Genomic DNA, 24,201 nt, shown 5'->3' with positions numbered 1-24,201 from the left:
CGGGGCTCAGAGGCGTTCGATGATGGTGGCAATGCCCATGCCGCCACCGACGCACAGCGTCGCGAGGCCATAGCGCAAGTGCCGGGCTTCCAGTTCATCGAGCAAGGTGCCGAGAATCGCGCAGCCAGTGGCGCCCAAGGGATGGCCCATGGCGATGGAACCGCCGTTGACGTTGACCTTTTGCGGATCGATGGCCATGTCCTTGATGAATTTCAACACCACGGACGCGAAGGCTTCGTTGACCTCGTACAAGTCGATGTCTTCGGCCCGTAACCCGGCCTTGGCCAGGGCTTTGCGCGTGGCCGGCGCCGGTCCTGTCAGCATGATCGTCGGATCGGTGCTGGTGACCGCTGTGGCGACAATTCGCGCCCGCGGTTGCAAGCCCAACGCCCTGCCCTTCGCCTCAGAACCGATCAGCATCAGCGCTGCGCCATCAACGATCCCGGAACTGTTGCCCGGCGTGTGAACGTGATTGATCCGCTCCACATGGCTGTAGACCCTGAGCGCCGTGGCGTCGAAACCCATTTGCCCCATCATTTCGAAGCTTGGCTTGAGCTTGCCAAGGCCTTCCAGCGTCGATTCGGCGCGGATGAATTCGTCGTGATCCAGCAGGAGGATTCCGTTCTGATCGCGCACTGGCACCAGTGACTTGTTGAAGGAACCGTCCGCCCGAGCCCGTGCAGCCTTCTGCTGCGAATGCAGCGCGTAGGCATCGACATCCTGACGGCTGAAACCTTCTAGCGTCGCGATCAGGTCAGCCCCTACGCCCTGCGGCGTGAAGTGGCTGTGCAGGTTGGTCTCAGGGTCCAGGGCCCAGGCGCCGCCGTCGCTGCCCATCGGTACGCGAGACATCGACTCGACGCCGCCGACCACCACCAGGTCTTCGAAACCGGAACGCACTTTCATTGCGCCGAGGTTCACGGCTTCCAGTCCCGATGCGCAGAAGCGGTTGATCTGCACACCCGCGACGCTCACGTCCCAGTCCGCCACCTGTGTCGCGGTCTTGGCAATGTCCGAGCCTTGATCACCGATGGGCGTCACACAGCCCAGAACCACGTCGTCGACCTGACTGGTGTCCAGGGACGTGCGTTGTTGCAACGCCGTCAGCAACCCGGCCACCAGATTCACCGGTTTGACGCTGTGCAAGGCGCCATCAGCCTTGCCCTTGCCCCGGGGCGTGCGCAACGCGTCGAAAATCAAAGCTTCGGTCATGACGTCCTCGTTTTTTTGTTGTTGGTTTGGGAGATCAAAAGATCGCAGCCTGCGGCAGCTCCTACAGGGGATCGCGTTTTCATGTAGGAGCTGCCGCAGGCTGCGATCTTTTGATCTTTTAACGAGCCTTCACCTTATGCCGAGCAGCCATGGATTCAATGACCACAACGCTCAGCGAGATTGACGGACACGCTCAGACGGACGGTAGTGAGCTACCGGATTAACCGTTTCAGGTCAGCGAGCTGTCTAGCAAAAGGGCGGCAAAGAAGCTGGCAATGCGCCTCATATCTTTTTAAAAGCCTTGGGCGATATATTCATATGAAATGGATCTAAGCCACGGGTGACGCGGGCCCTAAGGTGAACATGTACGAAGTTGTCGTCGGGTTTTGCCGAGGCGCTCGTCAGACAGGAAGTGAATCGCTCTGCCGTCATGGAAGCAATGCAGGCAGGCATCAGGAAATAACAATAAAGGCGGTCAAGCCATGTTCAAACAATCGAAAGTACGTCAAGCCGGGCTCATTCTTTTCGCCACCACGCTGTTGTTGATCTTGCCGAACCTGACCAAGGTGATTGGCTAGAAAGTTTTTAAAATACGGCGCAACTATTTTATCGCCTCATGAAAATGTGAATGGCTCCCTACCCGGGCCGACGTGGGTGTGCCAACCTTTGCGGCACTCCCACGACATGGACGGCGATCTTTTGAAACCGCTTATTCTGCTCGGGGCCTTGCTGCTCAGCACGCCCCTCTTCGCCGCACAGCTGGATCTGCAGCTGGGCGCGAACCGTCGTACCTGGCAAACCGAGGAGCTGCTCCAGCACCCGAAGGTCCAGACCATCACAATCGCCAGCGACGTTTCCTACAAGCGTGAGATGACCTATCGCGCGGTGCCACTGGCGGCGTTGTTGACAGGCATCAAGCCTGACGACCATCTGCAAGCCGTGGCGCTGGACGGTTTCGCCGCTGAGTTGGCCGCCGGGCCGTTGCTCAATGACAAGGGCGCCAGGGCGTGGCTGGCGATTGAAGACCCGACCAAGCCCTGGCCGGCGCTGTCGGAGGGCAAGCACAGTGCGGGGCCGTTTTATCTGGTCTGGACGGATCCGCAGGCCGGCAATATCAGCCCTGAACAGTGGCCATTCGAGGTGGCAAGCATCAAACAACTGGCAACTGTGGCCGAGCGCTTCCCTGCCCTGTTACCTGATCCTGCGTTGAAAGCGGACGACCCGGTGAACCAGGGGTTTGCGTTGTTTCAGAAAAACTGCCTGGCCTGTCATCGATTGAACGGCGCCGGGGATTCGCAGTTTGGGCCGGACCTGAACATTCCGTTTAACCCTACCGAGTACTTTGGGGCTGATTTCCTGAAACGGTATATCCGTGATCCACAGAGTCTGCGGCAGTGGCCGCAGGCGAAGATGCCCGGATTTACGACGCAGGTGTTGCCGGACGGGGATCTTGAGATGTTGGTGGGGTATTTGAAGCACATGGTCGGGCGCAAGGTTAAGCCCTGATATCAGGTTGCCTGGGCCGGCGTCCTCGTGAGCAGACACCTTCGGGAAAGGCTGCGATCTTTTGACCTTGATCTTTAAAAAAAAGATCAAAAGATCGCAGCCTCGTTTCACTCGTCAGCTCCTACAAGGGATCGTCGGTGAACATTAGAGTTAGGTGTGCACCGTGCAATTGCGTCAGAAATTACTGTTCCTGCACCGAGATAAACGGCATCGGCGTCGGCGATACAAACACCTTCGCGTGCATCTGTTCACTCCCGCCGCCCCGGCGCATTCCGCGTACCGGGCACGCGTCCAGATAATCCAGCCCTACCGCCAGTTTCAAATGCCGTTCAGGTCGTGCCAGCTCGTTAGTCACGTCGAAGCTGTACCACGCGTCATCCAGCCAGGCTTCCGCCCAGGCGTGACTCGCCAGGTGCTCGCTGTTCTCGCTGTACAGATATCCCGAGACATAACGCGCCGGAATGCCCAGGCTACGGGCGCAGGCGAGGAAAGCGTGGGTGTGATCCTGGCAAACGCCAGAACGTCCGGCGAAGGCCTGAGCAGCGCTGGTGTCGACTTCGGTAGAACCTGGCGTGTACGTCATGTAGGCGTTCAAGCCATGCATCAGGTCGATCAACGCCGTGCGATCCCGACGCTTTTTGCACTCTTTGTCAGCGAAAGCACGCAAGGCTTCGTCAGGCTCGGTCAAGCGCGTGAATCGCAGGAACGGCAGCGCCGATTGACTCTCGTGTTCGGCTTCTCGCAGCTCGTCGATATCGACCTGGCCACGGGCGCCAATGATGATCGCCTCATGGGGCTCGTCCATGGTCAGCACGTGCAGAATATTGCCGAACGGATCCAGTTGCGCACGCACCGGGCGCGGCAGGTCGAGTTGCCAGCTGAGCACGTGCTGACGCTCGCTGTCGTGGGGTGTCAGCCGCAGGTACTGGATGCTCGCCCGCACCTGATCTTCGTAGTGATAGGTGGTCTCGTGGCTAATGGAAAGTCTCATGCAGCCTCCAGGTAAGAAGTGTGTATGGCATTACCCAACTGGCGCACCAGAGGGATGAACTCGGTCAGCCAGGCGTGCAGGCCTTCGTCGAGAATTTCGTTGATGCCGGTGTAGCGCAGGCGTGCATCCATTTCCGCGGCCAGGCGTTGCGCGGGGCGGCCGTTGGCTCCCGGTAACTGGGCAAGGATCTGGTCGATTTCTTCAGTGCAGGCGCGCAGGGATCGTGGAACGTCCGCACGCAGCAATAGCAACTCGGCCACGTGCCGGGCACCGGGTGCGTCGCGGTAGATTTCGGTGTACGCCTCGAAGGACGACAAGGCCCGTAACAATGCGCTCCACTGGTAATACGCGTGGGCCGTGCCGTCGCTGACAGCTTCTGCCTGATCACCGGCCATTTCGTATCGGGCGTCGAGCAGGCGCAGCGTGTTGTCCGCCCGTTCGATGAAGGTGCCCAGGCGAATGAACCGGAAGGCATCGTTGCGCATGATCGTGCCGTAGGACGCTCCGCGAAACAGGTGAGAACGCTCCTTGATCCATTCGCAGAAACGGCTCATGCCGTAGCGACTCAAGCCCTGATCGGCAATCCCGCGAATTTCCAGCCAGGTGGCGTTGATGTTTTCCCACATGTCAGCGGTGATTCGGCCACGCACTGCATGGGCACTCGCCCTCGCCGCGCCCAGGCAGCTGTAGATGCTCGCCGGGTTGGCAGCGTCCAGGGCGAAGAAGTGCAGCAAGCGTTCGGCATGCAGATCGCCGTGGCGCTCGAGGTAATCGTCCAGGGTGCCGGTGATCAGCAGCGGCATCGCGAGTTCGTGCAACCCGTCACCGCGGCCATCCTGCGGCATCAGTGACAGGGAGTAACTGATGTCGAGCATCCGTGCGAGGTTCTCCGCCCGCTCCAGGTAACGCGACATCCAATACAGATCCGAGGCAGTTCTACTTAACATGGCAAGCTTCCTTCAATCCTCGACTACCCAGGTGTCCTTGGTTCCGCCGCCCTGGGAGGAATTCACCACCAAAGAGCCTTCGCGCAGGGCGACACGGGTCAAACCACCGGGCACGACCCGGGTTTCCCGGCCAGACAATACAAATGGACGCAAGTCGATGTGGCGTGGAGCGATGCCGTTTTCAACAAAGGTCGGACAGGTCGACAGCGACAAGGTCGGCTGCGCGATGTACGCATGGGGCTTGGCCTTGATGCGTGCGCGGAACAACTCGATTTCCGCCGCGGTCGCCGCTGGCCCGACCAGCATTCCGTAGCCGCCGGACCCCTGGGTTTCCTTGACCACCAGATCTGGAAGATTGGTCAGCACGTGGGAAAGTTCAGAAGGATTACGGCACTGGAACGTTGGCACATTTTTCAGGATCGGCTCTTCATCCAGATAAAAGCGGATCATGTCGGTGACAAAGGGGTACACCGACTTGTCGTCCGCCACCCCGGTGCCGATGGCGTTCGCCAGCACCACGTTGCCCGAGCGGTAGGACGACAGCAGCCCCGGCACGCCGAGCATCGAGTCCGGGTTGAACGCCAGCGGATCGAGAAACGCATCGTCGAGACGACGGTAAATCACGTCGACGGCTTTTGGTCCGTCGGTGGTGCGCATGAACACCTTGTCGTCCCGTACGAACAGGTCCGCGCCTTCCACCAGCTCAACGCCCATTTCCCGCGCCAGAAACGCATGCTCGAAAAATGCACTGTTGAAGCGCCCCGGCGTCAGCACCACGACGCTCGGGTTATCGATCGGGCTGGAGCTTTTCAGCGTGTCGAGCAGCAGGTTGGGATAGTGGTCGATGGGGGCAATGCGCTGGGCCGAAAACAGTTCCGGGAACAGTCGCATCATCATCTTGCGGTCTTCGAGCATGTAGCTGACGCCGCTCGGCGTTCGAAGATTGTCTTCGAGTACGTAGTAGGTGCCGTCGCCGTCACGCACCAGATCGACGCCGGAGATGTGGCTATAGATATCCCGGTGCAGATCCAGCCCTTGCATCGCCAACTGGTACTGCTCGTTGGCCAGCACCTGCTCGGCCGGAATAATGCCGGCCTTGATGATGCGCTGCTCGTGATAGAGGTCGGCGAGGAACATGTTCAACGCCTTGACCCGCTGAATGCAGCCGCGCTCCACGACGCGCCACTCGCTGGCAGGAATGCTGCGCGGGATGGTGTCGAAAGGAATCAGACGCTCTGTTCCCTGCTCGTCACCGTAGAGCGTGAAGGTAATTCCGGCGCGGTGAAACAACAGATCGGCCTCGCGTCGACGTTGCGCCAGAAGCTCTTCAGGCGTCTCGGCAAGCCAGCGGGCAAACTCCCGATAATGCGGGCGGACCTGGCCGCCGGCATCGTACATTTCATCAAAATAGGTGCGGATCATGCCGTACTCCTTGTCACCCGGACATCTAGGCATCGCAAGGCCCGTGCCATCGGCATAAACGCTTTGATATCAATCGGTTGGATAAACGCCCCGGCCATACCGCACCAATCCTGTGCGGCAAATGCCCCAACCTGATCGCCCCCGCTCCATTGCGAAGCAATGCTGTCGCTATCACCAGCATAGTCAGAGTTGATTTCACTGCTTGGCTGAGGCCGCGGATAATTGGCGCATTCGCTGGAAAAGCTCACCGAACTTCCCTTTTAGCCGCCTGTTTTGGGCGGCTTTTTTTGCCTTTTGAAATGTTATGAATCAAAGACAAGATCAAAAGAAACGCGCCGCACCCTGTAGGAGCTGTCGAGTGCAACGAGGCTGCGATCTTTTGATCTTTAAATCCCGAAAACGAAAACGGCCAACCCAAAGGTCAGCCGTTGCTGAGTAATGTTGCTGTTCATAGTGTTATGCGAGTAGCCCTCGTACCTCCTGCTTCACGCCCCATCCTTCGATGATGCCGCCCAGAGGCTCAACCACCGCCTCGAAACCCTGCTCGAAATCGCCAATGTCATCGTAGGTGGCGTACATGACCTTGCTCAGTTCCAGCGCCCAGGCGCCGTCATCGCGCACACTGATTTGCGCATTCAAGGATTCACCACGGTAGTGACCTGCTGCTCTGCGAGCCCGCTCCTCGTCGGGAAAAATGGCGTAGAACTCGATGGGATGGAATTTTGAAAAGTCGAAACCGCCTTCTTTCATGCGGCGCAGCACGCTGCTGCTGATGTCTTCTTGATAGGCTGTGCTCATGAAACGTCCTCCTGAATCCGATGGATAGACTTTCCGTACTCCCGACGCCCTCAGCCGATTGGTGAGGGCGATACGGCAACCAGGTTGCCGATGGGAACAAGCATGTAGCTGACAAGACCAGACCTTAGCGATCCAATCGCTGATCTCGCTTGCAGAGTAGCCCTTTGACCGAGCAGCTGCCAAGGCCTGTTATGAATGTGACAGGAGATGTATCAGACGGGAGTAATGCCGAGGATTTGTATGCTGTTCTGGGTTTTGAGACTTTTGACGCTCGCATCATCGGTTCGCCCTTCCAGATCGTTTAGATCCAGTTCGGCAGCGACAGGTAGGAGACGGGCCTTGATGAGTTTGGCGGCGTGCTCGTTGTCCGGGCACTCGTCGCACTCAAAGACTTCGTCGACTGTTTCACCGTGATCATCCACGAAAGTGATTTTCCACTTTTGCATCACTGCCTCCTCGATAAAACCCGCAAGTGGGCTTACATGTATCTGGACTTTTACGCTGAGTGATCGTTCAAACGGATGCGCGCCGACATGAAAAAATAGAACGTGTGGGAGCGAGCCTGCTTGCGATGACGGCGGTATATTCAGCAAGCATGTGACAGACAGATCGCGATCGCGAGCAGGCTCACTCCTACAGGGGCCAGGTGTGGGATCGAATGTTCGATCAGATCCGCACGTTACCCCGTGGCCCGGCGATGGCCCAGATAATCAGGCCCAGAACCGGCAGCAGCAGGATCAGCAGCACCCAGACGATTTTCATGCCGGTTGATGCGCCACTTTTCAGTACGTTGATGATGGCCCAGATGTCCAGGGCGAGAATAATCAGGCCAATCAGACCGTTGAACGTGGAACCCATGGTGACGCTCCCTAAGAGTGGTTTGCACTCTTAGGATAGCCGGCCCTCACGAGGGTTCCGTTTTATTAGCCGTTTGCTGACTTAAACGTGGATGGCGACTTTGAGCGCTTCCAGGGATGGCGCGGCGGTAATGCCGATTTTGGCGCACAGCTCAAGCACGCGCGGTACATCATTGCCGAACACGAGCACCACTTGCAGCTCGTCATCGAGCAACTGGCTGAAGTTCATCAGCACATAGCCGCCATTCTCTTTGTTCATGCTGCCCATTTGCACCTGAATGCGATTAAGCGCGGTCAGGGCCTCGGTTTTTGCGAGCTGCTTGGGCTTGATATTGAAATCCACACCCGGGCCGAACGAGGCGACGATCTGGGCGAACAGATCCATGTAGGTGTCTGCCTGAAACAACACGGTCTCCGGCAGACTGCCCACCACCACCCATTCGCCCAACGAAATCGGGAAGGTGTCGTCGTAGTTGATGTCCGGATTGGCCGTCAGAAACGCCTCTGGATCGGCGTAGGCCTGGGCCGCTTCGTCTGCCACCTTGAGGATTTCGTCATCGCTCATGCACCCGGAGCTGATTTTAGTGATGAGTTCAACGAGTGCGGCTTTCATGGGATGGAATCCTGTAGCGAGGGAGTTTTGAAGGCGCGAAGGATAGCGCATAACGCCCGGCAATTCCCGTACACGGCCTCGCAGGGAACCTTGACGCACATCAAGATTCGTCGGCCTCAGTAGCGGCACAATAATGGCACCTTGCCGAAACTGTTTCCGCTATCAGAGAAGACCTCCATGGGTGCCTGGCTTAGCAACATCTCGTTGAAGTACAAATTCTGGGCGGTCAACGCCGTCGCCTTTGTCACCACCCTGTTGCTGGTGTTGTATGCCGTACAACTCGAACAACAGGCGCGCAGTCACGCCGCCCAGGCGTCAGCCCAGGCACAGGCTCAATTGCTTAATGCCTGGCCTGCCGGGCAACCACTGCCCAAGGTCGATAACCTGCTGACGTTCAAGCGTGGCGAAACACCGATGCTGGAGAGCCAACCCGTACATGAACTGGCCGGCGCCAATGGCTGGGTCGAAATCAATTCGATGCCGGTGCTTGGCGATAATCCACTGATGGGCGCCGACGTCTTCACCCGGGCCGACGGCCAATCCGTGGCGCTGGTTGCGTATGGCCCGAGCCTGACCCAGGTGTTCGGCGAACGGTTCGCCAACTATGCGGTGGCGGTGTTCATCCTGATGCTGGCCATGCTGGGCGCGTCGCAGTTGTTGATCCGCTTCCTGCTCAGCCAACTCAATACGTTGAAAGACGTGATGCTGCATGTCGAAAAAACCGGCGACCTGTCCGCGCGTGTACCACTGGCTTGCACCGATGAGGTCGGGCAGATGGCTAGTGCGTTCAACGCGATGCAGGCCGGTTATCAGCGCGTGGTCACCACCGTTGCCAGCACTGCTCGGCACCTGGATGACGGCGCAGCGCGTCTGGCGTCGAGCATGGACGAGGTGCGTCACGGCATGCTCGGCCAGCAAAGTGAAACTGATCAGGCCGCCACCGCAATCAACGAAATGACCGCCACCGTTTATCACATCGCCCAGCACGCCGGCGCAACCCGCGACCTCTCGCAAACCGCTGACACCCTGGCCGGCAGCGGTCAGGCCGTGGTCAGTCGGGTGCAGCTATCGATTGCCGGGTTGTCTTCAGGGGTGCAGCAAACCGCCGGGATGATTCAGCGCCTGGCCGAGGACAGTCAGAAGATCAACGGCGTGGTCGGGGTGATTCACAGCATCGCCGAGCAGACCAACCTGTTAGCACTGAACGCCGCCATTGAAGCGGCCCGCGCCGGTGAAATGGGCCGCGGTTTTGCGGTGGTCGCGGACGAAGTGCGTAACCTGGCCAAGCGTGTCCAGTCTTCGACAGACGAGATCACGATCATGGTCTCGGCGCTGCAAGCCGGGACCCGCGACGCCGTAGATTTCATGCAGGACAGTTCGCTCAAGGCTGATGAGTGCGTGCAACAAGCGCTGGAGGCCGGCGCGGCACTGGCGCAAATCACCAGCGCCGTGGCGCAGATGCGTGAAAGCAATACGCAGATCGCAGTGGCGGCCGAGCAGCAGAGCCAGGTGGCGGAGGAAATGAACCGGGCGGTGGTGAGTATCCGGGACGTGACCGAGAACACGGTGGCGCAGACCGTCAATTCGGCGACTACCAGCAATGAGTTGGCGGCATTGGCGGGGGAATTGAGTAAGGCTATAGGGCAGCTCAAGCTGTAAGGGGCCCTTCGCGAGCAAGCTCCCACAGTTTGTTTTGTGTCGACTGCAATACATGAAAACGCCACGAATCTTGTAGGAGTGAGCCTGCTCGCGATGGCGGAGGGTCAGGCAAAGATGTTGTCGACTGACAGGACGCCATCGCGAGCAGGCTCGCTCCTACAGTTTGTTTTGTGTTGACGGGCGCGATCAGAATCTACCCTGCCCATGATAGCTATCACATCGATAGCCAACCTCGATTCGCCGCCCCTCTCCGGCGGGCCTATCCTTCAATCATGTGTTCAACACGGATTGAGGAGAAACATCATGGGTAAACGTCATCCCAACCTTCCTGCCTGGCAATGGCGTGCGTACCCGAACAATCATCAGCACCCGACCAATCTGGTGCTGCACCTGATTGCCGTGCCGCTGTTTATCGTGGCGTTTCTGCTGATTGTTTCCGGGGTCTTCGGCTTGAGCCTGGTGAACATCGCCATTGGCGTCATCGGCCTGCTGGCAGCGCTGGCCCTTCAGCGCCATGGCCACAAGCTCGAAGAGCAAGCCGCTGAACCTTTCAGTGATCGCAAAGATGCGCTGTCGCGTCTGTTTGTCGAGCAGTTCGTGACCTTCCCGAGGTTTTTCCTCAGTGGCGGCTGGTGGCGCGCCTGGCGTGAGCGCCACCGCCGCCATTGATCAGGCGAAAATCGTCACGGTCTGCCGGCTCATTGCGATCAACTGACCTTCCGCGCTCCACAGTTTCGCGGCCGCATGACCGTAGCCGTCGGCGGCGTATTCGATGTCAACGAGGTACTTGCACCAGTCCAGCGTGCTCAGTTCAAGGATCGGCTGGACGAATTCGATGGTCCAGGTCAGCGTGCTGCCCATCGCCGGTTTTTTCAGGTGCGGCAACAATGCCGGCGGCCAGGCATCGACCAGCGCCAGGATGTGCGACTCGCTGACAGGCTCTTCTTTCACGTCCCCGCGCAACCGTACCCAACCGCCCATTTCGCGCGATGTGTTGCCGGTGAACGGCAGGCCACCGACGCTCCAGCGCATCGCCAGATGGCGCATGAATTCCGGGGTGATCCCCTTGATATACGGTAACTCCTGGCAGTTGTCCCAGTGCTTCATTTCCGGAGCAGGTTCGGCGAGTACCGACACTTCCGACGGGCGCGACGCACCGAAGCTGCCCTGGATCAGCGTCACGACCTGCCCCTTCTGCATGGCCCGGCCCAGCACCTGACTGACAGCCTTGCCTTCGCGCAAGACATCCACTTCAAAACTGACCGGCACGTCTGGCTCGACCGGCCCGACAAAGGTGATTGCCAGCGATCGTACCGGGCGATCGGCCGGCACCTTGGCGCGCATGGCTTCATATTGCAGCGCGGCGACAAGGCCACCGAAACTGGCGCGCCCTTGAGCCCATTCAGCCGGAATAGACAGCTCCAGCGGCTGGCTGCGGACGGCGTCGAGCAGATCGGAAAAACGCATGAAGACCTCGGAGCAGAAAAGAATGGAGGAATGTTAACCAGCCAGAGATGGCGATACAGCGCTTATACCGGCCAAAAGCACTGACAGATGAGCCTTAGATGCAGCTCGAGCGCAGACCAACTGTAGGAGCTGCCGAAGGCTGCGATCTTTTGATCTTGTGCGCCATCCAATACGTCGAAGATCAAAAGATCGCAGCCTTCGGCAGCTCCTACAGGGACCGCGTGTATAAGATCGTTCGAACGCAGCCCATGCTCCTACAAGAAACCGTGTGGTTTCAGGATTTGAAGCAGGCAGCGCTGAGTTTGTCGAGCACCCGGTCTGCGCGACGTTCAGCCTCGGCCATGGTTTTGTGCCAGGTCGCAACGCACGGTTGCAGATCCGCTTCCTCTTCGGCACGGGCCAGCCATTGCCAGCAATCGTGCCAATCGCCCAACGCTCCTTGAGCCGATTTCAGGCGCGGCATCGCCGCTTTCGGCAGGCGATCCAGCTCGGGATAGGATTCGATGCCATAGCGCACGCGCTTGATCAGCAAGCGCAACCGATGACGGTCATGGGCCGGATCGTGCAGCGCTTCATCGAGCTTCTTCCACTGTTTGGCCAGGCGTTTTTCAACGCGTGTGCGCAATCCCTTGAGCAAACCCTGACGTTGGGAGGCCCGAAGAAAGCGCGAAAACGCATCGATGATCATCAGCAGCTGCGCAAGCTCGGGACTCGCAGCCACGGCGGGATAGGCTTCGGCCATCTGCGCCATGCGCCGCTGCGCCGCTTCCGGTTGATCATGCTCAAGCAGATAGGCCGCCAGCACTTCCCGATCACGTAGCGGTGTGGTCAGGTCGCCAACCCCCGACGCCGGCACTTCCAGCTGCTCGACACCCGGCAATCCGCGCAGCGGTCGCAATAAACTGCGCAAACGGCGCACCGTGGTGCGCAGGTCATGCAACGCTTCCGGATCCGTTCGGGCATTCAAGCGCGCCTGACAGGCCATCAGACGGATTTCAATGCCCAGTACCTGAGCCACTAACCGATCAACCAATGCAGACATCGCTTTCTCCCTGAATCGAATGGCCCCCGATCATCACGTCATGCCTTAACGCCCGGCGCGTGACTCACGAATGTAGAAGCGCGCTTTCTCGGCCTTTTTGGTGCAGCCTTCGTACGCCTCGAACTGCTGCTGAGTCTTGGCGCCCGTCAGCAGGGACAGCGCCTTGGAGTAACTGACCGTACCGGCGAAACCCTCGGCCTTGGCCAGGTCCAGCTCATGCCACGCCGCATCGATACCGCTACCGCAGCTTTCGCGGTATGCGGTTTTGCCGGCACATCCGGCGAGCGCAAGGGCAATCAGGGGCACACAGATCCAGGCTTTCATTACTCACACCTCAAAGATAGGTAAACAGTCGTGCAGGTAAGACGGTCTGGCGCGGGAAAAGTGCCTTGGCCCCACTGCTGAAACTGCAGCGCTGGCGAGGATACTTATCTGGCGCCATGGGGTGTCGAAAAAACGACGTCTTCACCCTCTCGAGCGACCTTGGCGATTGTAGCCTGCCCCCCGTTGGGTGCATTGTTGAACCTTGTCAGACGAGGGCGATTCATGAAAAAGCGTGTCGCACTGGTACTGGGCTCAGGTGGCGCCCGGGGCTATGCCCATATCGGTGTCATCGAAGAGATCGAACGACGGGGTTATGACATCGCGTGCATCGCCGGTTGCTCCATGGGAGCAGTGGTTGGCGGGATCTACGCAGCGGGCAAACTCAACGATTACCGCGACTGGATCGAGAGCCTGGATTACCTCGACGTCTTGCGGCTGGTGGACGTCAGTTTCCGCCTGGGAGCAATTCGTGGCGAGAAGGTGTTCGGGCAGATCCGCAAGATCGTCGGCGAGATCAATATTGAAGACCTGCGCATTCCGTACACGGCCGTGGCCACCGACCTGACGAATCAGCAGGAAATCTGGTTCCAGGAAGGCTGCCTGCATCAGGCGATGCGGGCGTCAGCGGCGATCCCCAGCCTGTTCACGCCGGTCATGCAGGGCAATCGCATGCTGGTGGACGGCGGCATTCTCAACCCTTTACCGATCGTACCGGTGGTGTCGAGCCATTGTGATCTGATCATTGCGGTCAACCTCAACTCCACCAACCAGGGTCACTATAAACTGCCCGTGATCCAGCGGCCGGCAGCGTTCAAAAGTCGCTTCGACAGTTTGATCAATTCCCTGGGTTCCAAGCTGCCGTTCCGCCGTAAGCAGGCGGAGCAATTGCTCGCGCTGGAACAGGAAGCGCTGAAAGCGGAAGGGGCGGACATCAATCCGTGGATCGAGTCCGCCGAGCCGGAAGCGCAGCAACCGGCTGCGGCACCGGAATCCACGGGCGCGCCGAAGTCGGCTACCGGTTCTTTCATCATCGATAACGTGGGGCCGGCTTCCCTGCTGGATTTGATCAACCAGAGTTTCGAAGTGATGCAGACGTCGCTGGCGCAGTACAAGATTGCCGGCTATCCGCCGGATATCCTGATCAACGTGCCGAAGCGGGTGTGCCGTTTTTTCGAGTTCTACAAGGCGCCGGAATTGATCGCCCTGGGACGGGAGATTGCTCGGGATACGATGGATCGGTATGAGGCTGAGCAGTCGCGGGATTCTTGAAGATCCTCGGTGAATGTCAGGGCCTCATCGCCAGCAGGCTGGCTCCCACAGGGAATTTTTGAGCCCTGAAGATCCTCGGTGAATGTCAGGGCCTCATCGCCAGCAGGCTGGCTCCCACAGGGGATTTTTGAGCACTGAAGATCCTCGGTGAATGACTGGGCCTCATCGCCAGCAGGCTGGCTCCCACAGGGGATTTTTGAGCACTGAAGATCCTCGGTGAATGTCAGGGCCTCATCGCCAGCAGGCTGGCTCCTACAGGGGATTTTTGAGCACTGAAGATCCTCGGTGAATGTCAGGGCCTCATCGCCAGCAGGCTGGCTCCTACAGGAAATTTTTTGAGCACTGAAGATCCTCGGTGAATGACTGGGCCTCATCGCCAGCAGGCTGGCTCCCACAGGGAATTTTTGAGCACTGAAGATTCACTGTGGGAGCCAGCCTGCTGGCGATGGGGCCGGATCATTCATTGCAAAATCTAAAGGCTATCTTCACTCAACAGTCGGTACCCAACCCCTGCCTCGGTCAGGATGAACCTTGGCTGTGTCGGATCATCCGCCAGCTTCTGCCGCAAATGCCCGACGACAATGCGCAAATAGTGACTGTCTTCGGTATGCGTCGGCCCCCAGATATCCTTCAACAATTGCTGCTGGGTAATGACCCGCCCTGGATGCCGTGCCAGCTGTGCGAGCACCGCGTATTCCTTGCGGGTAAGGGCGACTTCGACGCCATCGAGCAACACCCGGCGATACGCCAGGTCCACGGTCAACGGCCCGAAGGTCAGTGCCGCTTGCTGTGCTTCACCCGCCGGCGCCTGACGCAGCAACGCACGCACCCGCGCCAAAAACTCCTGGATGCCAAAGGGCTTGGTCACGTAATCATTCGCACCGCCGTCCAGCGCTTCGACTTTCTGCCCTTCGCTGGCGCGTACCGACAGCACCAGCACCGGCACCGCCGACCACTCGCGAAACTCGCGCAGCACCTGCTGACCGTCCATGTCCGGCAGGCCAAGGTCGAGCACCAGCAAGTCCGGTTTGTTCAATGCAGCCTGCGCCAACCCTTCAGTACCGGTACCGGCTTCCAGCACTTTGTAGCCTTGGGACACGAGACTGATACGCAGGAATTTGCGGATCTGCGGTTCGTCGTCGATGACCAAAATGGTCGCGGTCTGGTTCATGGTTTCTGATCGCAGCAGGGGAATGTGCAAAGGGTATCAGGCTTCATCTTCAGCGCTCAGCTTCAAATGAAGGCTGTTCTTGCAGAGGCAAGTGCAGGGTGATGCAGGTGCCGCGCCCTTCTATCCCGTCGGCGACACTGATGCGCCCACCGTGGGCACCGACCATCCCCTGACAAATCGCCAATCCCAGACCGGTCCCCTGCCCGCCCCGATCACCGCGTGCGGCGGTGTAGAACATGTCGAAAATCTTCGCTCGCTCTTCTTCCGGAATACCGGGCCCTTCATCGCTGACCGAGAAAAACAATTCACTGTCGTCGGCACCGGCACGCAGCAACAGTCGCCCGTGAGCCGGTGAAAAACGCGCGGCATTTTCCAGCACATTGACCAGCGCCTGTTCGATCAGCGCGGCGTGGACGAACAACAGAGGCAGCTGCGCCGGCACTTCGGTGCTCACCTGCAACGGCGCCAGAACGGCGCGCAGGCGGTTCAGCGAACTGCCGACAATGTCCGCCGGCGACACCCAATCCCGCGCCAGCTTCAGCGCGCCGTGGCCGAGACGGGTCATGTCGAGCAGGTTCTGAATGTAGCGATCCAGACGCTCGGCTTCATCGCGCGTGCCTTCGAGGAGTTCGCGACGATCCTCCAGCGGGATGGCTTCACCCAGCGCCAACAGGCTGTCGATGCTGCCGCGCATGGACGTCAGCGGCGTGCGCAAATCATGGGACACCGAGGCCAGCAAGGCGCTGCGCAGTTGCTCGGTTTCGCCGTGCAGGCGTGCGGCTTCCAGGTCCTCAGCCAGTTGCGCCCGGGCCAGCGCCTGAGCCAGGGGCTGGCTCAATGCAGTGAGCAAACGCCGACGCTGGCCGCTCAAGGTCTGACCTTCTTTGGCGCAGACGCCGAGCAACGCCAGCGGACCGTCTTCCACCGACAGCGGCCACCACCACCAGCGCCCAAATGGCAGCGTGCCGGTGCCCGCGCCTGCCGGTTGATCGTGCTGCCAGGCCCAATCAGCCGCCGCGCGTTCGGCCTCGGAGAAGGTCAACGGGCCACCGGTTTCGACCTTCCAGCCGCCCTGCCCGTCCTGATTGAGCAGGCAGAGTTGAACATCGCTCCAGCCATTGAGGTGCTGCGCCGCCGCGCTGACCACTGCCTGGCGATCGGTTGCGGCCGTCAATTTGCGCGACAGGTCGAGCAATTCGCTGGTCTCTTCCTGCGTGTCGCGCAGCGCCTGCAGCTGTCGCCGTTGGCGCGCCGCGAGATTGCCCGTGAGCGCGGCCATCAGCAGAAAGAACAGCAAGGTCAGCACGTCTTCTTCGCGCTGGATGCTGAAGGAAAAATTGGGCGGGATGAACAGGAAGTCATAGGTCAGAAACGACATGGCCGCGCAAGCCAGCGCCGGGCCGAGGCTGCTGCGCACCGCCACCAGCAACACCGCCGCGAGGAACACCAGCGAGATGTTCGGCAGCGGCAACACGCTTGCCACGCCCCAGGCCAGCGCACTGGCGAGCAACGTCGCCACCAGCGCCAATGCGTAATCAAACCACACCAGCGTCTGTGGCGATCGCTGGCGTGGCGCGTGCAGTTCGTGATCGCTGTCGAGGACATTGATTTCCAATCCACGGGCATCGCGCAACAAGCGTGAAGCCAGACCGCCGCCGAACAAACGTCGACGCAAACGTTGCCGGGATTGACCGACCAGCACCAGGCTGGCGCGGCGCTCGGCAGCATGCTGGATCAGGGTTTTCGCGACTTCTCCAGCCCGTAGCAGCACCACCTCTCCGCCCAGGCGTTCGGCCAGTTGCTGGGCACTTTGCAGGCGCAGGCGTGACTGCTCGTCGCGCACGCTGCCGTTGTCCACATGCACCAGGCTCCACGGCAGATGCCGCCGCTGGGCGACCCGGCTGGCGTGACGCACCAGGCGCTCGGCCTGTTGATCACCGTCGACACCCACCAGCAAACGCCCGCGCACGGCAGGCGCTGCCTGGCCAAGCTGGCGATATCCCTGGGCCAGATCGTCGTCGACCTGGGCGGCAGCGGTTTGCATGGCCAGTTCACGCAGGGCGGTGAGGTTGGTCTGGGTGAAGAAGGCATCGATGGCGGCGCGGGCCTGTTCCGGCACGTAGACCTTGCCGTCGCGCAGACGCTCCAGCAACTCGCGGGGCGGCAGATCGATCAGCAGCAGCTCGTAGGCTTCCTGCAGCACCCAGTCCGGCAACGTTTCGCGAACCTGCACGCCGGTGATACCACGCACTTGATCGTTGAGGCTTTCCAAGTGCTGGACGTTGACCGTGGTGAACACGTCGATGCCGGCAGCGAGCAGTTCCTGAATGTCCTGCCAGCGTTTCGCGTGGCGACTGCCGGGGGCGTTGCTGTGGGCCAGTTCGTCAACCAGCACCAGTTTCGGCTTGGCCGCGAGCAAACCGTCGAGGTCCATTTCCTCGAGCATGACGCCCCGGTACTCCGAGCGCACCAACGGCTGTTGAGGCAGGCCACCGAGCAGCGCTTCGGTCTCGGCGCGACCGTGAGTTTCAACCACGCCCGCGATGACTTTCACGCCCTGGCGCAACTGGGTATGCGCCGCTTGCAGCATGGCGTAGGTCTTGCCGACACCGGGTGCGGCGCCGAGGAATACTTTGAGCCGGCCACGGCCATCGCGGGGTAAATCGGCTAACAGTGCGTCGGCTCGGCCGGAGTCGCTCATGCTTTCATTTCTCTTTTTTCAGGTAAGGATGTGGTGATTGTCCAGCCGTCATCGCGAGCAGGCTCGCTCCCACATGGGATCTTCAGTGCACATGAATCCTATGTGACAGAGGATCCTTTGTCCGCCACAGATCCAATGTAGGAGCGAGCCTGCTCGCGATGACGGCACCACGATCTACAGGTTCTCGAGCGCCATGTTCAGCGCCAACACATTCACCACCGGCGGTCCTACCAGGGGCTGCTCGATGTTTGCATTCATCAATTGCTCAAGCGTAGACACCGGCAGATTCCGCGCCGCCGCAACACGCGCCAGTTGATAGCTAATCGCTGCCGGTGGCAAGTGCGGGTCGAGGCCGCTGCCAGAAGTAGTGAGCAGCGCCAAAGGCACCGGTCCCTGCCCCGGCACCAGCAGCTTGCTGGCGTCGTCGATCACCCGAGTGGCCAGGGCCGGATTGCTTGGCGAGAGGTTGCTGGCGCTGCTCGAAATTGTGGCAAAGGCACCCGCGGATGGACGTGGATGGAACCAGCTGTCACCGGTGAAATCCTGAGCGATCAGCGAAGAGCCCCGGACCTTGCCGGCCTCGTCGCGTACGAGGCTGCCGTTGGCCTGGTCGGGGAAAGCGACCTGGGCCACGCCGGTGACAACCAGTGGGTAGGCGACGCCTGTGATCAGGGTCATGAGGACCAACAGGCTCAGGGCCGGACGTATCATTGTGGACATTTCAAAATCCTCGAAATTTAAAAGCATTTATCAGGGACACACATCCTGTGGCGAGGGAGCTTGCTCCCGCTCGACTGCGAAGCAGTCGTCAAAACGGCAAGCGCGGTGAGCCTGAACAGATGCGGTGGACTGGGATAGGGGCTGCTTCGCAGCCCAGCGGGACGGTGCGACGATTCGACAAGCTCCCTCGCCACAAAAACACCACCGCACCGGCCAGTCACGGTCAAACCAGATGCAATGCCGTCAGCAACATGTCAATCGCCTTGATCCCCACGAACGGCACCAGTAATCCGCCCAAGCCATAGATCAACAGGTTGCGTCGCAACAGCGCCGCCGCACTCGCCGCTTGCACCCGCACGCCGCGCAACGCCAGCGGTATCAGCACCACAATGATCAAGGCGTTGAACACAATCGCCGACAGAATCGCGCTCTGCGGGCTGGTCAGGTGCATGACGTTCAACACGCCCAGTTGCGGGTAGATCGAAGCGAACAACGCCGGCAAGATCGCGAAGTATTTGGCCACGTCGTTGGCGATGGAAAACGTTGTCAGCGCACCGCGCGTCACCAGCAGCTCCTTGCCGATTTGCACCACGTCCAGCAGCTTGGTCGGGTCGCTGTCGAGGTCGACCATGTTCGCCGCCTCGCGAGCCGCTTGTGTCCCGTCGTTCATCGCCATGCCGACGTCCGCCTGGGCCAGCGCCGGTGCATCGTTGGCGCCGTCGCCGCACATGGCGACCAGTCGGCCGTCGTTTTGCTCGTGACGAATGCGCGCCAGTTTTTTCTCAGGTGTGGCCTCGGCCAGTACGTCATCGACGCCCGCCTCTGCCGCAATCGCCGCAGCGGTCAACGGGTTGTCGCCGGTGACCATGACCGTGCGAATTCCCAGTTTGCGCAACTCGGCAAAACGCTCACGGATACCGGGCTTGACCACGTCCTTGAGGTGAATTGCACCGAGCAATTTACCGTCGGCGCAGACCAGCAACGGTGTGCCGCCACTCTGGGCAATCTTGTCGATTTCCCGGGACAGCGCCGGTGCAAGATCAGCGCGTTTCAGGCCGACGAATGCCAGCAACGAATCCACTGCACCTTTGCGATACACGCGGCCCTGATAGTCGACACCGGACAGGCGAGTCTCGGCGCTGAAGGGCACCGCCGTCAGGGTTTCAGCGGATGGCTCTGGTTGTGGGTGAAGGCCGCGCAGGTACTCGACGATGGACTTGCCTTCCGCCGTGTCGTCCGCCAGGGAGGCGAACAACGCACCCTCCGCCAGTTCCTTGCTGCTCACCCCTGGCGCCGCATACACAGCGGTGCAGCGACGGTTGCCGAAGGTGATGGTGCCCGTCTTGTCCAGCAGCAAAACGTGTACGTCCCCCGCCGCTTCCACGGCACGACCGGACTTGGCGATCACGTTCAGGCGCACCAGTCGGTCCATGCCGGCGATCCCGATGGCGGACAACAGACCGCCAATGGTCGTCGGAATCAGCGTGACCAATAACGCCACCAGGAACACCAGCGGCAGGCTGCCATTGGCGAAGTGGGCGAACGGTTGCAGGGTGACGACCACCAGCAGGAAGATCAGCGTCAGGCCGATCAACAGGATGTCGAGCGCTACTTCGTTCGGGGTTTTCTGGCGTTTGGCGCCTTCGACCAAGGCGATCATGCGGTCCAGAGTCGACTCACCGGGGTTGGCGGTGATCCGCACCAGCAGCCAGTCCGAAACCAGACGAGTGTTGCCGGTCACCGCCGAACGGTCGCCGCCGGACTCTCGAATCACAGGTGCGGATTCACCGGTAATCGCCGCTTCGTTGACCGCCGCAATGCCTTCGATGACTTCACCGTCGCCGGGGATCATTTCCCCCGCTTCGACGCGTACCACGTCGTCCTTGCGCAGGCTGGTGGCGGGCACGACCTGGAAGGTGCCATTGGCGGTCTTGCGTCGAGCGCTCAAACCTTCGCTGCCGGCTTTCAGGCTGTCGGCGCGGGCCTTGCCGCGTCCTTCAGCCAAGGCTTCTGCGAAGTTGGCGAACAGCACGGTAAACCACAGCCACAAGGCGATTTGCGCCGCGACGAAAGTGGGCACCGCCGCATCTGGAATGAAGCACAGAAAGGTGGTCAGGATCGCGGTCAGTTCGACGACCAGCATCACTGGCGCACGCTGCAGCTGGCGTGGGTCGAGCTTGACGAAAGCTTGCACCAGCGCCGGGCGCCAGAGGGCCGAGATCGCGGTTTTCGGTTGTTCCGGTGCCTTGGCGGCGGCCGGTTTGATTGCGGGCATATTCATCATCAGCTCCTTAAAAAAACCAGGCTCAGAAGCCCATGCTCAAGTGTTCGGCAATCGGGCCCAGCGCCAGGGTTGGCAGGAACGTCAGGCCGCCCACCAGCAAAATGGTCACCGTCAGCAAGGTCACGAACAGCGGGCCATGGGTCGGAAAGCTGTTCTGGCCGATCGGGGCGGATTTCTTCATCGCCAGGCTGCCAGCCAACGCCAGCACCGGAAGGATGTAGCCGAAACGACCGATCAACATGCCCAGGCCAAGCATCAGGTTGTGGAACGCGGTGTTAGCTCCAAAACCGCCAAATGCAGAGCCGTTGTTGGCACTGGCCGAGGTGTAGGCGTAAAGCAACTGGCTGAATCCGTGAGCGCCAGGGTTACTCACCGCAGCGACCGGACCCGGCAGACTCGCCGCGATAGCGCCAAGCACCAGCACACCCACCGGCATTACCAGCAAGGTCACCACCAGTAACTGGACTTCCCGGGCCGCCAGTTTCTTGCCGAGGTATTCCGGCGTGCGACCGATCATCAGGCCGGCGAGAAACACCGCGATCAGTACGTTGAGCAACATGCCGTAGAGCCCGGCGCCAACGCCGCCGAAGATCACTTCGCCGACCATCATGTTGACCATCGCAACCATGCCGCTCAGCGGGTTGAGGCTGTCGTGCATGCCATTGACCGAGCCGTTGGATGCCGCCGTCGTGGTCACCGACCACAGCACCGTAGCGGTTGTACCAAAGCGTGCTTCCTTGCCTTCCAGCGGCGCAGTCTGTTCGACGGCGACGTTGTTCAGGGTTGGATTGGGTTGGTACTCCGCCCACAACGACGTGGCGCCACCGATCAGGAACAGCGCCAGCATGCAGGCGATAATCGCGCGGCTCTGACGCAGGTCCTTCACGTAATGACCGAAGGTGAACACCAGCGCGACCGGAATCAGGATGATCGACGACACCTCGAACAGGTTGCTCCACGCCGTCGGGTTCTCGAACGGGTGCGCCGAGTTGACCCCGAAGAAGCCACCGCCATTGGTACCCAGTTGCTTGATCGCAATCTGGCTCGCAGCCGGACCGAGCGGAATCACTTGGTCGACACCTTGCATCGTCACGGCATTCACGTAGTGAGCGAAGGTTTGCGGCACGCCCTGCCAGACCAGAAACAGCGCCAGCAGCAGGCACAGCGGGAGCAGGCCGTAGAGGGTGGCGCGGGTCATGTCGACCCAGAAGTTGCCCAGGGTTTGAGCCGACTTGCGACCGATACCGCGACACAACGCAACCAGCACAGCGAGACCGGTGGCGGCGCTGACGAAGTTCTGCACGGTGAGGCCGACCATCTGGCTCAGGTAGCTGAGCGTGGCTTCACCGCTGTACGACTGCCAGTTGGTGTTGGTCATGAAGCTGACGGCGGTATTGAACGCTTGCGTCCACTCCTGGCCCGGCAGGTTCTGAGGGTTGAGTGGCAGGTAATCCTGGAACAACAGAATCGCAAACAACAGCAAGAAACCTGCGAGGTTGAAGGCGAGCAAGGCCAGGGTGTACTTCTGCCAGCTCTGCTCGACCTGCGGATCAACGCCCGCCACGCGATAACAGCCGCGCTCCACCGGACCGAGAATCGGAGTCAGCCAGGTACGCTGCCCTTCCATCACCTTGTAGTAGAAACGCCCCAGAAACGGCGCCGGTATCAGCACGATGGCGAAGAAGGCGAGGATCAGCCAATAGTCATAACTGTGCATAGCCGCTCCTAGTTCCGGTCCGCGCGCAAAAGCGCAACCAACAGATAAATGAACAGTCCCACTGCCAGCAGCAGCGACACTCCGTCCAGAACGCTCATGGAAATTCTCCGTGTTACGGCGTATTGCCGCGTGTGGAGGTATTGTCGGGAGGGAGGGTGTAAAGGTGCGAGATCGAGGGGTGTGGCGGGGCGTAAAGAAGGTGTAAAGAGTGGGTTTATGGGGGTGTTACACAGCTGCGCCCCACTGCACGCTTGCGCCACCTCGCTCCTGCCGACAAGCTATGCGCATTCGCGTCTTCGATTTACAGGAAAAAGGCTGGCTTACATGCGTATCCTCATCACCGGCGGCGCCGGTTTCATTGGCTCGGCACTGATTCGCGAGCTTATTCGGCACACCGGACATGAAGTGCTCAACCTGGACAAGCTGACCTATGCCGGCAACCTCGAATCGCTGAGCAGCATTGCTACAGACACGCGCTACGAATTCGTTCAGGCCGATATCGTTGATCAGGCGACCGTGAGTGCAATACTTTTGCGCTTCCAGCCTCACGCAATCATGCACCTGGCGGCGGAGTCTCATGTCGACCGCTCCATCGACGGTCCTTCGGATTTCATCCAGACCAACATCGTCGGCACGTACAGCCTGCTGGAAGCTACCCGCGCTTACTGGCAGTCCCTCGCGGAACCTGAAAAAAGCGCGTTCCGCTTCCATCACATCTCTACCGACGAAGTCTATGGCGACCTGCATGGCGTCGATGACCTTTTCACGGAAACGACACCCTACGCCCCCAGCTCCCCCTACTCTGCCAGCAAGGCAGCCTCCGATCATCTGGTCCGCGCCTGGCAGCGGACCTACGGGCTGCCGGTATTGCTGACCAACTGCTCTAACAACTACGGACCGTTCCACTTTCCGGAAAAACTGATTCCGCTGGTGATCCTGAACGCCCTGGCCGGCAAACCACTCCCGGTGTATGGCAACGGTCTGCAGGTACGAGACTGGTTGTTTGTCGAGGATCACGCACGCGCACTTTTGAAGGTCGTAACCGAAGGCACAGTCGGTCAGACCTACAACATCGGTGGGCATAACGAACAAAAGAACATTGACGTGGTGCGTGGCATTTGCGCCCTGCTCGAAGAACTGGCGCCGCATAAACCTGAAGGTGTTGCGCAGTACGCAGACTTGATTACGTTCGTCCGGGATCGCCCGGGGCACGACCAGCGTTACGCAATCGACGCCAGCAAAATCGAACGCGAGTTAGTCTGGGTGCCTGAAGAGACATTCGAAACCGGTCTGCGCAAGACCGTTCAGTGGTATCTGGACAATCTGGAATGGTGCCGCCGCGTTCAAGATGGCAGCTATCAGGGTGAACGCCTCGGCGCCATCAGTCCTCGGGAGCTACTGGCATGATGGTAGGAATCGTTCTGGCTGGCGGGTCCGCCGACGCCCGATTCGGATCAGTCGTGAGTTTCTGCTCGAACTCCGGTTACTTCGGCAAAACGGG

22 protein-coding genes are annotated in these 24,201 nt (G+C 60.1%); 5 read left to right on the top strand and 17 right to left on the bottom strand.

Annotated features, from left to right (window positions below; genetic code table 11):
• Positions 1-6: 6 nt before the first annotated feature.
• Complete coding sequence (locus ACA063_RS08620; RefSeq protein ID WP_497665504.1) at positions 7-1,212, bottom strand: acetyl-CoA C-acetyltransferase; 1,206 nt, start codon at positions 1,210-1,212, stop codon at positions 7-9.
• A gap of 684 nt (positions 1,213-1,896) precedes the next feature.
• Between ACA063_RS08620 and ACA063_RS08615 the strand changes: the two genes are divergently transcribed.
• Positions 1,897-2,718: a c-type cytochrome gene (locus ACA063_RS08615; protein ID WP_497665503.1), complete on the top strand. Its 822-nt coding sequence runs from the start codon at positions 1,897-1,899 to the stop codon at positions 2,716-2,718.
• A 181-nt stretch (positions 2,719-2,899) separates the two neighbouring features.
• Here the strand turns inward: ACA063_RS08615 and ACA063_RS08610 are convergent, their stop codons facing one another.
• From ACA063_RS08610 to ACA063_RS08580, 7 genes are all read right to left on the bottom strand, one after another.
• On the bottom strand, positions 2,900-3,709 hold the full coding sequence (locus ACA063_RS08610; protein WP_490145630.1) for a transglutaminase N-terminal domain-containing protein: 810 nt from the start codon (positions 3,707-3,709) through the stop codon (positions 2,900-2,902).
• Entirely contained in the window at positions 3,706-4,656 is a 951-nt protein-coding gene (locus tag ACA063_RS08605) for an alpha-E domain-containing protein (RefSeq protein ID WP_162440590.1), read from the bottom strand. Before ACA063_RS08605 ends, ACA063_RS08610 begins: the two co-directional genes overlap by 4 nt.
• Before the next feature lie 12 nt (positions 4,657-4,668).
• Complete coding sequence (locus tag ACA063_RS08600; RefSeq protein WP_497665502.1) at positions 4,669-6,078, bottom strand: circularly permuted type 2 ATP-grasp protein; 1,410 nt, start codon at positions 6,076-6,078, stop codon at positions 4,669-4,671.
• A gap of 456 nt (positions 6,079-6,534) precedes the next feature.
• Positions 6,535-6,876, bottom strand: a complete 342-nt coding sequence (locus tag ACA063_RS08595; RefSeq protein WP_162440592.1) for a ribonuclease E inhibitor RraB — start codon at positions 6,874-6,876, stop codon at positions 6,535-6,537.
• Between the two features lie 212 nt (positions 6,877-7,088).
• Positions 7,089-7,322 (bottom strand): hypothetical protein, encoded by a 234-nt coding sequence (locus ACA063_RS08590; protein WP_162440601.1) that lies wholly within the window; start codon positions 7,320-7,322, stop codon positions 7,089-7,091.
• A gap of 220 nt (positions 7,323-7,542) precedes the next feature.
• Positions 7,543-7,734 (bottom strand): PLDc N-terminal domain-containing protein, encoded by a 192-nt coding sequence (locus ACA063_RS08585; protein ID WP_028622263.1) that lies wholly within the window; start codon positions 7,732-7,734, stop codon positions 7,543-7,545.
• Between the two features lie 81 nt (positions 7,735-7,815).
• Entirely contained in the window at positions 7,816-8,346 is a 531-nt protein-coding gene (locus tag ACA063_RS08580) for a hypothetical protein (RefSeq protein WP_497665501.1), read from the bottom strand.
• A gap of 177 nt (positions 8,347-8,523) precedes the next feature.
• Between ACA063_RS08580 and ACA063_RS08575 the strand changes: the two genes are divergently transcribed.
• Together ACA063_RS08575 and ACA063_RS08570 are read left to right on the top strand one after the other, a co-directional pair.
• Positions 8,524-10,005 (top strand): methyl-accepting chemotaxis protein, encoded by a 1,482-nt coding sequence (locus ACA063_RS08575; RefSeq protein WP_497665500.1) that lies wholly within the window; start codon positions 8,524-8,526, stop codon positions 10,003-10,005.
• A 303-nt stretch (positions 10,006-10,308) separates the two neighbouring features.
• Complete coding sequence (locus ACA063_RS08570; protein ID WP_497665499.1) at positions 10,309-10,674, top strand: Mpo1-like protein; 366 nt, start codon at positions 10,309-10,311, stop codon at positions 10,672-10,674.
• On the opposite strand, the gene ACA063_RS08565 is transcribed toward ACA063_RS08570, so the two are convergent.
• From ACA063_RS08565 to ACA063_RS08555, 3 genes are all read right to left on the bottom strand, one after another.
• Positions 10,675-11,472 (bottom strand): acyl-CoA thioesterase, encoded by a 798-nt coding sequence (locus tag ACA063_RS08565; RefSeq protein WP_497665498.1) that lies wholly within the window; start codon positions 11,470-11,472, stop codon positions 10,675-10,677.
• A 274-nt stretch (positions 11,473-11,746) separates the two neighbouring features.
• Complete coding sequence (locus ACA063_RS08560; RefSeq protein WP_497665497.1) at positions 11,747-12,514, bottom strand: CHAD domain-containing protein; 768 nt, start codon at positions 12,512-12,514, stop codon at positions 11,747-11,749.
• A 45-nt stretch (positions 12,515-12,559) separates the two neighbouring features.
• Positions 12,560-12,838: a hypothetical protein gene (locus tag ACA063_RS08555; protein ID WP_497665496.1), complete on the bottom strand. Its 279-nt coding sequence runs from the start codon at positions 12,836-12,838 to the stop codon at positions 12,560-12,562.
• Between the two features lie 222 nt (positions 12,839-13,060).
• Between ACA063_RS08555 and ACA063_RS08550 the strand changes: the two genes are divergently transcribed.
• On the top strand, positions 13,061-14,107 hold the full coding sequence (locus tag ACA063_RS08550; protein WP_497665495.1) for a patatin-like phospholipase family protein: 1,047 nt from the start codon (positions 13,061-13,063) through the stop codon (positions 14,105-14,107).
• Between the two features lie 472 nt (positions 14,108-14,579).
• Here the strand turns inward: ACA063_RS08550 and ACA063_RS08545 are convergent, their stop codons facing one another.
• The 6 genes from ACA063_RS08545 to kdpF form a co-directional block, all read right to left on the bottom strand.
• Positions 14,580-15,278 carry a response regulator gene (locus tag ACA063_RS08545; protein ID WP_497665494.1) on the bottom strand — a complete coding sequence of 233 codons (699 nt, stop codon included), beginning with the start codon at positions 15,276-15,278 and terminating at the stop codon, positions 14,580-14,582.
• Between the two features lie 49 nt (positions 15,279-15,327).
• Positions 15,328-17,979: a DUF4118 domain-containing protein gene (locus ACA063_RS08540; RefSeq protein ID WP_497665493.1), complete on the bottom strand. Its 2,652-nt coding sequence runs from the start codon at positions 17,977-17,979 to the stop codon at positions 15,328-15,330.
• A 174-nt stretch (positions 17,980-18,153) separates the two neighbouring features.
• The gene (gene kdpC, locus ACA063_RS08535; RefSeq protein ID WP_162436137.1) at positions 18,154-18,699 is read right to left on the bottom strand and encodes a potassium-transporting ATPase subunit KdpC; all 546 of its coding nucleotides are present in this window, start codon (positions 18,697-18,699) and stop codon (positions 18,154-18,156) included.
• Positions 18,700-18,922: 223 nt separating this feature from the next.
• Positions 18,923-20,980, bottom strand: coding sequence for a potassium-transporting ATPase subunit KdpB (kdpB, locus tag ACA063_RS08530; protein ID WP_497665492.1), 2,058 nt, complete (start codon positions 20,978-20,980; stop codon positions 18,923-18,925).
• Positions 20,981-21,005: 25 nt separating this feature from the next.
• Positions 21,006-22,700 (bottom strand): potassium-transporting ATPase subunit KdpA, encoded by a 1,695-nt coding sequence (kdpA, locus tag ACA063_RS08525; RefSeq protein WP_497665491.1) that lies wholly within the window; start codon positions 22,698-22,700, stop codon positions 21,006-21,008.
• An 8-nt stretch (positions 22,701-22,708) separates the two neighbouring features.
• Positions 22,709-22,798, bottom strand: a complete 90-nt coding sequence (gene kdpF / locus ACA063_RS08520; protein ID WP_007899818.1) for a K(+)-transporting ATPase subunit F — start codon at positions 22,796-22,798, stop codon at positions 22,709-22,711.
• A gap of 226 nt (positions 22,799-23,024) precedes the next feature.
• On the opposite strand from kdpF, the gene rfbB reads away from it, so the two are divergent.
• Positions 23,025-24,107, top strand: a complete 1,083-nt coding sequence (rfbB, locus tag ACA063_RS08515; protein ID WP_497665490.1) for a dTDP-glucose 4,6-dehydratase — start codon at positions 23,025-23,027, stop codon at positions 24,105-24,107.
• The last annotated feature ends 94 nt before the right edge of the window (positions 24,108-24,201 follow it).

The organism is Pseudomonas sp. LBUM1643, assembly GCF_059716215.1.
This window is presented reverse-complemented; position numbering and strand designations above follow the sequence as displayed.

Bases quoted from the DNA above. Each gene is read 5' to 3' on its own strand.
- kdpF (WP_007899818.1), bottom strand. From the start codon at position 22,798: ATGAGCGTTCTGGACGGAGTGTCGCTGCTGCTGGCAGTGGGACTGTTC.
- ACA063_RS08615 (WP_497665503.1), top strand. From the start codon at position 1,897: ATGGACGGCGATCTTTTGAAACCGCTTATTCTGCTCGGGGCCTTGCTG.
- ACA063_RS08555 (WP_497665496.1), bottom strand. From the start codon at position 12,838: ATGAAAGCCTGGATCTGTGTGCCCCTGATTGCCCTTGCGCTCGCCGGA.
- ACA063_RS08590 (WP_162440601.1), bottom strand. From the start codon at position 7,322: ATGCAAAAGTGGAAAATCACTTTCGTGGATGATCACGGTGAAACAGTC.
- ACA063_RS08575 (WP_497665500.1), top strand. From the start codon at position 8,524: ATGGGTGCCTGGCTTAGCAACATCTCGTTGAAGTACAAATTCTGGGCG.
- ACA063_RS08595 (WP_162440592.1), bottom strand. From the start codon at position 6,876: ATGAGCACAGCCTATCAAGAAGACATCAGCAGCAGCGTGCTGCGCCGC.
- ACA063_RS08580 (WP_497665501.1), bottom strand. From the start codon at position 8,346: ATGAAAGCCGCACTCGTTGAACTCATCACTAAAATCAGCTCCGGGTGC.
- ACA063_RS08585 (WP_028622263.1), bottom strand. From the start codon at position 7,734: ATGGGTTCCACGTTCAACGGTCTGATTGGCCTGATTATTCTCGCCCTG.
- ACA063_RS08620 (WP_497665504.1), bottom strand. From the start codon at position 1,212: ATGACCGAAGCTTTGATTTTCGACGCGTTGCGCACGCCCCGGGGCAAG.
- kdpB (WP_497665492.1), bottom strand. From the start codon at position 20,980: ATGAATATGCCCGCAATCAAACCGGCCGCCGCCAAGGCACCGGAACAA.
- ACA063_RS08545 (WP_497665494.1), bottom strand. From the start codon at position 15,278: ATGAACCAGACCGCGACCATTTTGGTCATCGACGACGAACCGCAGATC.
- ACA063_RS08570 (WP_497665499.1), top strand. From the start codon at position 10,309: ATGGGTAAACGTCATCCCAACCTTCCTGCCTGGCAATGGCGTGCGTAC.
- kdpC (WP_162436137.1), bottom strand. From the start codon at position 18,699: ATGTCCACAATGATACGTCCGGCCCTGAGCCTGTTGGTCCTCATGACC.
- ACA063_RS08560 (WP_497665497.1), bottom strand. From the start codon at position 12,514: ATGTCTGCATTGGTTGATCGGTTAGTGGCTCAGGTACTGGGCATTGAA.
- ACA063_RS08600 (WP_497665502.1), bottom strand. From the start codon at position 6,078: ATGATCCGCACCTATTTTGATGAAATGTACGATGCCGGCGGCCAGGTC.
- ACA063_RS08550 (WP_497665495.1), top strand. From the start codon at position 13,061: ATGAAAAAGCGTGTCGCACTGGTACTGGGCTCAGGTGGCGCCCGGGGC.
- ACA063_RS08605 (WP_162440590.1), bottom strand. From the start codon at position 4,656: ATGTTAAGTAGAACTGCCTCGGATCTGTATTGGATGTCGCGTTACCTG.
- ACA063_RS08565 (WP_497665498.1), bottom strand. From the start codon at position 11,472: ATGCGTTTTTCCGATCTGCTCGACGCCGTCCGCAGCCAGCCGCTGGAG.
- kdpA (WP_497665491.1), bottom strand. From the start codon at position 22,700: ATGCACAGTTATGACTATTGGCTGATCCTCGCCTTCTTCGCCATCGTG.
- rfbB (WP_497665490.1), top strand. From the start codon at position 23,025: ATGCGTATCCTCATCACCGGCGGCGCCGGTTTCATTGGCTCGGCACTG.
- ACA063_RS08610 (WP_490145630.1), bottom strand. From the start codon at position 3,709: ATGAGACTTTCCATTAGCCACGAGACCACCTATCACTACGAAGATCAG.
- ACA063_RS08540 (WP_497665493.1), bottom strand. From the start codon at position 17,979: ATGAGCGACTCCGGCCGAGCCGACGCACTGTTAGCCGATTTACCCCGC.